Here is a 9,087-nt window from a genome sequence, read left to right as displayed (position 1 = left end):
CCTCCGGTTCGCGCAGAAGCACGAGAACGAAGATCTTGCCGCGCCACTTGGGCAGCAGCTTCTCGAGCATCGCGATCGAACCCTCGCCATGCGGACTCTCGCGAGCCACTCGCCGGTAGACCGGGAGCGCACCGAACAGCGTCAGTAGAATCAACACGACTGTCGCGATGGGAGCCAACGTGCCGGCCGCCAACGCCGCGATACCGGGTTGGTAACCGAGAGTGGAGAAGTAATCGACACCCGTCAGGCACATCACCTTCCACCACGGGTGGCGCTTCTCCTTCTTCGGCGCCATCCGGTGTGGCCCCAGATGTCCGGCGGGTTCCTCGGTGATGTCCGCGAGCAGCCAGGCCTCGGTGCGTTGTTTCACAGACGGAGCCCTGTTGTCGGCCGGAACCTCGTTGTCGGCTGAGGTCACCACGGCGTCACGGCTTCAAATAGACATCGTTGAGCGTGACGGTCCGCAGGTTCCGGCTTCGGATGATGTCCACCAGTTGCGGATACACGTGGGTCACGGGCAGATAGTTGAGGTGTCCGATCACGATGGCCCCCGGATTGAAGTACTGGTTCGCCATCTGCAGGATGTACTCCTCGGTGATCAACGAAGAATCCGACAGCGACCCGTACCAGAGGGTGGGTACGGTGTAGCCGACGCTCGCGGCCACGGAATCGACTGTCGCGTTGTGCCTTCCATACGGCGGCCGAAAGTACGGCGCCGCGTCCACGCCGTAGGTGTTGCGCAGGAACGTGCCGTTCTTCGTCAGCTCGTCGACAATCTGCTGCTTGGACACGGACGTCAGATCCGGGTGCGAGTAGGTGTGATTGCCGAGCTGAATTTGTCCGCTCTCGACCAGCGGTCTCAGAAGTCCGGCGTTTTCGGTCCACGAGTTGTATTGCCCGTTGACGAAGTACGTCAAACGGATGCCGGTGTCTTTTGCGAACTGTGTGTAGAGGCGGACGACTTCGGAACTGGCGCCGTCGTCAACCGTCAGTGCGAGCAGATCTCCGCCACCGGGCAGGGCGGTCAACGATCCGCCGGCGGGCAGCGGCACCCGGGCGGACGGCGGTGGAGGCGGGAACAGGGCAGGCGGGAGATCTGGGACAGGGACGGGGTCTGCTGGCTCGTCGGCTGCGGCGACCGCCGTCCCGACCGAACGTGACGAACAAGCGGTTCCCATGGTCACTGCGGCGGTTCCGGTCAGAGTTGCTGCTGCGAGGGCACTGAGGAAGCGTCGGCGGTCCACAGGGCGGAGCCTAGAGCAAATTCGCCCAATTCGGACTTCATTCTCAGCGTTCTTTCAGCGAATGACCAGCCGTGTCCGGTATCGACAGGTTCTACTCAGGAACGGTGGATAGCGTGTCGGCCGTGGAACCGCGACCTCGACACTCGGCAACCAGGCACAGGCGTAGGCGTCAACCGCAGCGGTCGACGCTCTCGGTAGGGCGCAAGCTGGCGGCGGCGTCCCTGTCGACGACGATTCTGGTGGGCGTCGGAATCGGGTGGTACGTGCAGTCGGATCTGACGTCGGGGCTGTACCGGTCGGATGCGCTCTCCGCCCTCGGTGAGGACGCCGGAAGTTCTCTCGACGGGGATACCAACATCTTGTTGATCGGACTCGACAGTCGCAAGGCGATGGACGGCAGTGACCTGCCGGCAGAGTTCGTCACCGACAAGTTGCACGCAGGGGACAGCGATGTGGGTGGGTACAACACGAACACGCTTATCCTGCTCCATGTTCCGGGCGATGGCGGCAAGGCCAGTGCAGTGGCGATTCCACGCGACGATTACGTCTCTGTACCCGGCTATGGAATGGCCAAGATCAAGGAAGCCTACGGAATGGCGAAGGCTGATGCGGACGCCAAACTCGTAGCGGACGGTGTGACGGATCCTGCTGCACGAGAACAGCAAGCGCGTGAAGTCGGTCGGCGGTCGACACTGACCACTGTGCAGAATCTGCTCAAGGTTCCGATCGATCACTTTGCCGAAGTGAACCTGATGGGCTTCTATGACGTCGTCTCGGCTATCGGCCCTGTTCAGGTGTGCCTCAACAATCCGGTGCAGGATGACTTCTCGGGCGCCAACTTCCCGGCGGGGGTTCAGACTCTCGATGCGTCACAGGCACTTTCGTTTGTCCGTCAACGCCACGGCCTGGACAACGGGGACTTGGATCGCACCCACCGGCAGCAGGCTTTCATCAGCGCGGTGATCGCCAACTTGAAGGGCTCCGGCGTCATCGGAAACATTCCGAAGATGACGGCACTGGCCGACGTGGTGAAGAAGGACGTGGTGATCGATTCTGCCATGGATCCCGTCCGATTCGCTTCTCAGGCAAGCGCTCTCGCAGGTGGGAACATCGACTTCTACACCCTGCCCATCGAGGGATACGAGACCGTCGACGGCCAGGACGTCAACATGGTCGATCCGGCGCGTCTGCGTAGTGAAGTGTCGCGGATCTTCGCAGGAGGTGACTCGGCATCTGCACCTGCGATGGACACTGCTGTCTCGACCGGGAACGAAGTTGTGGATATCCGCAACGGAACCGCGACGGACGGGTTGGGCGCCGCGTTGGCAGCGGCGATGAAAGCGTCGGGAGTCGAAGTCGGAGAGGTGAGCACCGCAGCTGCGACGGCAAAGTCGGTGGTCAGCTATGGAGTCGGCGCCAAAGCCGTCGCAGAGGCGCTGGCCGAGCAGTTGGGCGTGGCCGCAGTGCCTAACGAGCAGGCAGCGGCCGAATCAGTGTCTGTACTGATCGGTGAGGACAATGCGCAGACCGTGTTCTCGGCCGCTCCGGCGCAGTCGGACTCGTCGGTATCCGCCGGCACCGTTCCCGATACGGGAGCGCAGGGATCACCCATCCGGGCCGACGCGAATGGCGGCATTCCCTGTGTGGACTGACTCTCAGGTAATTCGCACGAAACTCACGCTGACTTCTTCGGTCTGCGGGTCTACATTGGAGAAGTCGAACTCAGTCGGGTACTTCACCTTTGGGGTACCTGACTGAGATTGCGTAGTTGAAAGGATCACCGACATGGCTACAACAGCAGCGGTACAGAATCCGACACGCTCACGTGCCAGGACCATGTCCTTGTCCGAGTACGTGGCAGAGCATCCCGCGCAGCGCGTTTTCCCGCCGACCAGTGAGCGGGCGGCCAGGATGGCGATGCTCATCATGTTCGCCCTGATGGCCGTCACGCTCGTAGTGCTCGTCCTGGACGAGGCAGGAATCTTCGGATGAAGGCAGCGTCTTCGATAGGGCAGCGTCTTCGATAGGGCAGCGTCTTCGATAGGGCAGCGCCTTCGATAGGGCAGCGCCTTCGATAGGGCGGGGTCTTCGGCTGAGCTCGACCTTTAGTTACTCTTGAGTAATGACTGAACTGAAGAGCTGGAATGCGTTCACCGTCGAGTGCGAAGACAACATCGCCCAGGTGACGCTGATCGGGCCGAGCAAGGGCAACGCGATGGGGCCGGATTTCTGGAATGAACTCCCCGAAATCTTCGCCGACCTCGACGCCGATCCCGAGGTGCGTGCAATCGTCATCGCCGGTTCCGGCAAGCACTTCTCGTTCGGACTGGACCTGCCGGCGATGAGCGGTGAATTCGGTGCCGTCCTCGCGGACAAGGCTCAGGCAGGTCCGCGCACCAAATTCCACGACATGATCAAGCGCATGCAGTCGGGCATCAATGCCGTCGCAGACTGCCGCAAGCCCGTCGTCGCAGCTGTTCAGGGCTGGTGCATCGGCGGCGGCGTCGACCTCATCACGGCGGCGGACATCCGCTACGCAAGTGCCGATGCCAAGTTCAGCATCCGCGAGGTCAAGGTCGCGATCGTCGCAGACATGGGCAGCCTCGCGCGTCTGCCCGCGATCATCGGTGACGGACACCTGCGTGAATTGGCTCTGACCGGCAAGGACATCGACGCAGCGCGCGCCGAGAAGATCGGCCTCGTCAACGACGTTTTCGAAGATGCCGACGAGGTACTGGCAGCGGCGCGCGCGACCGCCAAGGAGATTGCGCTCAATCCGCCGCTCGTGGTCCACGGGATCAAGGACGTGCTCGATCACACCCGCAGCGCGAGCGTGAACGACAGCCTTCGCTACGTCGCAGCCTGGAACGCGGCGTTCCTGCCGTCGCAGGATCTGACCGAGGCCATCACCGCCGTCTTCCAGAAGCGCCCGCCGGTCTTCCAGGGTGAGTAGAAACTGCAAGGGTGAGTAGAAACTGCAAGGGTGAGTAGGAACTGCAAGGGCGAGTAAAAACAGCACAAAAATCCCCGCACATCTTCCGATGTGCGGGGATTTTCGTTAGGCCTGAGAACTCGAGCTCAGTGACCGCCGTTGGCAGCGAGACGCTTGATCGAAGCCTCGATCTCGGCCTCTGCCTCGGCGCGGCCGACCCAGTTGGCTGCCTCGACGTGCTTGTTCGGCTCGAGGTCCTTGTAGTGGACGAAGAAGTGCTTGATCGCATCGAGCTCGAACTGTGAGATGTCACCCAGATCCTGGATGTGATCCCAGCGGGGGTCACCGGCCGGAACGCAGAGGACCTTGTCGTCTCCGCCGGCCTCGTCGACCATCTTGAACATCGCGACTGCGCGAGCCTCGACGATGACGCCGGGGAAGACCGACTCGGGGAGCAGGACCATGGCGTCGAGCGGATCGCCGTCCTCACCCAGGGTGTTTTCGATGAAGCCGTAGTCGGCCGGGTAGCCGAAAGCTGTGTAGAGGTAGCGATCGAGTTTGACGCGACCGGTTACGTGGTCGACCTCGTACTTGTTGCGCTGACCCTTGGGGATCTCGATGGTGACGTCGAACTCCACGCCGATTCCTCGCTGTCGTGTCGGTAATGATTCGTCGGAAGGATATCGGGTCAAGGATAAGGTTGCCTGACCACCCAGTAGGCAGAGCACAGACGGAGGGGCGTTGGCGGGCCAAGGAAAGAAGAAGATCGGCTCGTTGGAAGAGAGTCGACGGCGTAACTTCCGCATCCTTCTGGCGGTCGGTGCAGTGGTTGTACTGGCCGTCGCCGGAGTTGTCGTCGTGAAACTCGGTACGTCGAACGACACAGCCGGCAGCGCGACTGTGACTACGTCGCCGCAGCCTGCGCTCGTGACGCCGTCACCTCAGGTGGTGCCCGTCCCGACGGACGCACCGATCCCGAGCGCGTCGGGAATCGCAGCGGCGATCGGCCCGGCTGTGGCCAACCCGGATCTGGGGAAGTTCACCGGAGTAGTCGCTGATGCGCTCACCGGAAACATTCTGTGGAGCGCAGACCCGTCGACGCCGATGACGCCTGCGTCCACGACGAAGGTGCTCACCGCATCGGCGGCATTGCTGAAGTTGCCGCTCGACCACAGGCTGTCCACGACAGTGGTGCCTGGAACGAGCCCCGGGCAGGTCGTTCTGGTCGGCGGCGGTGACCCGACGCTGACGGCGACGCCGAAGGGGCAGAGCGGGTACTACGCCAACGCAGCGCACATCGCGGATCTCGTCGACCAGATCAAGGCTGCCGGTACGCCGGTGACCAGCGTCGTGGTGGACTCGAGCTTGTTCAAGGGCGACAACATGGCCACCGGATGGTTCCCCGCTGACATCGCGGCCGGTTACATCACCCCGATCGAATCGGTGATGATCGAAGGCGGTCGGTACGACGGCACTCAAGACGAGTCGCCGCGTTCGGAAACGCCCGCGTTGGACGCGGGCAAGGTACTCGCTCAGGCCCTCGGTGTCGATCCCGCCAACGTGAGTCTCGGCGCGGCGCCTGCCGGTGCCAAGCCGATCGCCACCGTGCAGTCGGCGCCGCTGAGCGACCGGCTGCTGCAGATGATGGAACATTCCGACAACGTGCTCGCCGAGACCATCGGGCGTGAGGTCGCGATTGCCTCCGGAATCGAAGCCTCGTTCACCGGAGCCGTCGACGCGACCGGCAAGACCCTGCAGGCCGCCGGGTTCGACTACACCGGAGTTTCGCTGCACGATTCCAGTGGACTTTCCGTCGACGATCTCATTCCCGCTCAGGTACTCGATCGCGTCATGACGGCGGCGGCCGGTGACGGTGATCCGAAACTGCGTCCGCTGCTGGACTACCTTCCGGTGGCCGGCGGAACAGGAAGTTTGTCCGACCGCTACGCGTCCGGAAACCGAACCGGTGCGGGTTGGGTACGGGCCAAGACGGGAACTCTCTCGACGGCCAGCGCGTTGTCAGGGTTCGTGGTCGATCAGAACGGGCGAGTGCTCACCTTCGCACTGATGTCCAATGACCGGCCGCCAGAAGTGAGCCGTCCTGCCCTGGACGCGATTGCCGGAGCATTGAGGAATTGCGGGTGCCAATAGTGGCCGAAAAGACTCCACACGATGATGAAGCCTCGGCTCCGCTCGGTGGTGCCGTCGACTGGAGTCTTGCCGCCAAAGCCGGGATAAAACTGGCGCGCGGCGGCCCCGCGATGTCTCGCTACACGGCCGAGACGGCAACCGCAGAACTCGCCGAAGCGTCCAAGCGTGCCGAACTGCCGGTTCGTGAAGTGACCGGTTTGGCCGACGGTCTACCGGTCCCGGCCGCTGACGTGCTTGACCGGGCCGGGTGGATCACGGCAGCCTCGCGGTCGATGGCGCATCTCACCGGCGCCGACCCTGACGGCAGTGGCAATCTCATCGTCGGAAAGCCGGCGGGCTTGCAGGCCGGCGCCATGCTGGCGTACCTGTCTTCGGCGATCCTCGGGCAGTACGACCCGTTCACCGGCGAGCACGGCACCCTGCTTCTGGTCACACCGAACATCGTCTCCGTCGAACGGTCCCTTCGGCTGAACCCGAGTGACTTCCGGTTGTGGGTCTGCCTGCACGAGGTCACTCACCGGGTTCAGTTCTCGTCCTCGCCGTGGCTAGCGGAGTACATGAAGGAATCCGTCGAAACGCTTGGTGCGACGGTGGACGAGTCGATGACCGACGTTGTCGGGCGCCTTGCTGCAGAGTTGCGCTCGCGGAAGGAACCCGACTCCAGTGACGGTGCGACGGCGGGCGGGATCATCGGCCTGCTGCGTGCTTCGCAGGCAGAACCTCAGCGTGACGCGCTGGATCGGATGCTCGTACTCGGCACCCTCCTCGAAGGGCATGCAGACCACGTGATGGACGCCGTCGGCCCCGCCGTGGTGCCGTCGGTGGCAACTATCCGCGCGGCCTTCGACAAGCGTCGGCAACGCAAGTCCAACCCCGTGCAGCGGATCATCAAGATGCTTCTCGGCATGGACGCCAAGATGGCGCAGTACGTGCGTGGCAAGGCCTTCGTCGACGCGGTAGTTCTCAAGGTCGGTATGGAGCAGTTCAACACCATCTGGACCGGGCGCGAGACCTTGCCGTTGCTCGACGAGATCGACAATCCCGACGCGTGGGTAAAGCGCGTTCTCGGCTAGATGCTGCTGCCTGAGACGCCTGCCCTCCTGGCGCTGCGACAGGCCGTGCGGGCGTGGACGGTCGCATTCGAGCCACGGCGCCGGGTGGTCGTCGCCCTGTCCGGGGGAGCCGATTCGTTGGCGCTGACCGCAGCAGCCGTGGCGGAAACCGATTCTGTCGACGCATTGATCGTGGACCATCGGTTACAAGATGGTTCTGATGCCGTCGCGAGCTCGGCCGCAGACCAGGCGCTGGCGCTGGGTTGCCGGACCGCGACGGTGCTGACCGTCGACGTAGCCGAAGGTGGGAGTCTCGAAGCCGCTGCGCGTGAGGCTCGGTACAGCGCTCTGCGCGACGCCAGGACTGACCTCCCGGTTCTGCTCGGACACACGCTCGACGATCAAGCAGAGACCGTCCTTCTCGGACTGTCCCGCGGGTCCGGTGGGCGATCGATTCAGGGTATGGCTGCATTCGACGCCCCCTGGGGACGGCCGCTACTCGGCATCCGTCGATCGGTGACCAGGGCGGCCTGCGTCGACCTGGGCATCACGCCGTGGGAGGACCCGCACAACAACAATCCCGAGTTCACTCGCGTGCGTCTGCGGCACGAGGCGTTGCCGCTGCTCGAAGAAATTCTCGGCGGGGGAGTTGCCGAGGCGTTGGCCCGAACCGCGACGCAGTTGCGTGAGGACGGCGAGGCGCTCGACGAGTACGCCGAGGCCCTACTTCTACGGGCTGTCGTCGACGGGGAAGTGGAAGTGGACACACTTGCCGAAGCGCCCACCGCAATCCGCCGACGCGCTCTCCGGGCCTGGCTGCTGCAGGGCGGCGCAAAAGCATTGACGGACAAACAGTTACGGGCGGTCGACGCCCTGTTGATCGACTGGCGGGGGCAAGGCGGCCTCGCGATCGGGGGCGGAACACCGGAGGCGAGGTTGGTGGCGGCCCGGCGACGTGGCAGGCTGATCCTCGGATTCGAAGACCGACGAAGGGTTTGACGCGTGTACGAGGGCGACATCGCATCGGTACTGATCTCCGAAGAACAGATCCGTGCACGAACGGCGGAACTGGCTGAGGAAATCGCCAAGCGTTACCCGGCAGGCGCCCCCGAAGGGGACCTGCTGCTGATCGGCGTCCTCAAGGGAGCGGTCTTCTTCATGACCGACTTCGCCCGCGCCCTGCCGATCCCGTCGCAGATGGAATTCATGGCCGTGAGCTCCTACGGATCCTCGACCTCGTCTTCGGGCGTCGTCCGCATCCTCAAGGACCTCGACAAGGACATTGCCGGTCGCCACGTGCTGATCGTCGAGGACATCATCGACTCGGGCCTGACGTTGTCGTGGTTGATGCGCAACCTCAAGACGCGTAATCCCGCTTCGCTCGAGGTCGTCACCCTGCTCCGCAAGCCGGACGCGGTCAAGATCGACGTCGACGTCCGCGACGTGGGCTTCGACATCCCCAACGAGTTCGTCGTCGGTTACGGCCTCGACTACGCCGAGCGGTACCGCGATCTGCCGTACATCGGCACCCTGGACCCTGAGGTCTACGGCGGCTGAGCCTGCTCGCCGGTTAGAACTCTTCACATTTCGGCACCTCTGCATCAGTCCGCCGAACGGACGACAGACAGGTCTCCGAGGCGTCGCTAGATTCACGGAATGCGCTATCGACGGCTTATTCGGTGACCCTTCCGCCACCGCCACCACCGCC

Annotated in this window: 9 protein-coding genes and 1 pseudogene; 7 read left to right on the top strand and 3 right to left on the bottom strand. The window is 63.5% G+C overall.

What is annotated here, in order from left to right:
• Both ABX74_RS23800 and ABX74_RS23795 read right to left on the bottom strand, forming a co-directional pair.
• A pseudogene (locus ABX74_RS23800) lies at positions 1–295 on the bottom strand (amino acid transporter); the annotation flags it as partial.
• A 130-nt stretch (positions 296–425) separates the two neighbouring features.
• Positions 426–1,244: a polysaccharide deacetylase family protein gene (locus ABX74_RS23795; RefSeq protein WP_047889824.1), complete on the bottom strand. Its 819-nt coding sequence runs from the start codon at positions 1,242–1,244 to the stop codon at positions 426–428.
• Positions 1,245–1,366: 122 nt separating this feature from the next.
• Between ABX74_RS23795 and ABX74_RS23790 the strand changes: the two genes are divergently transcribed.
• The 3 genes from ABX74_RS23790 (at position 1,367) to ABX74_RS23785 (ending at position 4,197) form a co-directional block, all read left to right on the top strand.
• On the top strand, positions 1,367–2,896 hold the full coding sequence (locus ABX74_RS23790) for an LCP family protein (protein WP_223257993.1): 1,530 nt from the start codon (positions 1,367–1,369) through the stop codon (positions 2,894–2,896).
• 133 nt (positions 2,897–3,029) lie between these two features.
• Positions 3,030–3,236: a hypothetical protein gene (locus ABX74_RS30210; protein WP_124568973.1), complete on the top strand. Its 207-nt coding sequence runs from the start codon at positions 3,030–3,032 to the stop codon at positions 3,234–3,236.
• Positions 3,237–3,366: 130 nt separating this feature from the next.
• Positions 3,367–4,197: a crotonase/enoyl-CoA hydratase family protein gene (locus ABX74_RS23785; RefSeq protein WP_047889822.1), complete on the top strand. Its 831-nt coding sequence runs from the start codon at positions 3,367–3,369 to the stop codon at positions 4,195–4,197.
• Positions 4,198–4,322: 125 nt separating this feature from the next.
• Here ABX74_RS23785 and ABX74_RS23780 read toward each other — a convergent pair whose 3' ends face one another.
• Positions 4,323–4,814, bottom strand: a complete 492-nt coding sequence (locus tag ABX74_RS23780) for an inorganic diphosphatase (protein WP_003941181.1) — start codon at positions 4,812–4,814, stop codon at positions 4,323–4,325.
• A gap of 103 nt (positions 4,815–4,917) precedes the next feature.
• On the opposite strand from ABX74_RS23780, the gene dacB reads away from it, so the two are divergent.
• Genes dacB through hpt form a run of 4 tightly spaced genes read left to right on the top strand, consistent with a single transcriptional unit; the run spans position 4,918 to position 8,936 of the window.
• A complete protein-coding gene (gene dacB / locus ABX74_RS23775; RefSeq protein ID WP_021333820.1) occupies positions 4,918–6,327 on the top strand; it encodes a D-alanyl-D-alanine carboxypeptidase/D-alanyl-D-alanine-endopeptidase in 1,410 nt (469 codons plus the stop codon).
• The gene (locus ABX74_RS23770) at positions 6,327–7,400 is read left to right on the top strand and encodes a zinc-dependent metalloprotease (RefSeq protein WP_047889821.1); all 1,074 of its coding nucleotides are present in this window, start codon (positions 6,327–6,329) and stop codon (positions 7,398–7,400) included. The genes dacB and ABX74_RS23770 overlap by 1 nt, the downstream gene beginning before the upstream one ends.
• A complete protein-coding gene (gene tilS / locus ABX74_RS23765) occupies positions 7,401–8,378 on the top strand; it encodes a tRNA lysidine(34) synthetase TilS (protein ID WP_047889820.1) in 978 nt (325 codons plus the stop codon). It abuts the gene before it with no gap.
• A gap of 3 nt (positions 8,379–8,381) precedes the next feature.
• Positions 8,382–8,936 carry a hypoxanthine phosphoribosyltransferase gene (hpt, locus tag ABX74_RS23760; protein WP_019746778.1) on the top strand — a complete coding sequence of 185 codons (555 nt, stop codon included), beginning with the start codon at positions 8,382–8,384 and terminating at the stop codon, positions 8,934–8,936.
• Positions 8,937–9,087 lie beyond the last annotated feature (151 nt).

It is taken from the genome of Rhodococcus sp. ARP2 (assembly GCF_001029585.1).
Lineage (GTDB): Bacteria > Actinomycetota > Actinomycetes > Mycobacteriales > Mycobacteriaceae > Rhodococcus_F > Rhodococcus_F erythropolis.
The sequence above is the reverse complement of the archived record's forward strand: the minus strand, read 5'-3'. Positions and strand labels throughout refer to the sequence as shown.

Coding starts and splice junctions, on each gene's coding strand:
- tilS (WP_047889820.1), top strand. CDS start 7,401: ATGCTGCTGCCTGAGACGCCTGCCCTCCTGGCGCTGCGACAGGCCGTG.
- ABX74_RS30210 (WP_124568973.1), top strand. CDS start 3,030: ATGGCTACAACAGCAGCGGTACAGAATCCGACACGCTCACGTGCCAGG.
- ABX74_RS23785 (WP_047889822.1), top strand. CDS start 3,367: ATGACTGAACTGAAGAGCTGGAATGCGTTCACCGTCGAGTGCGAAGAC.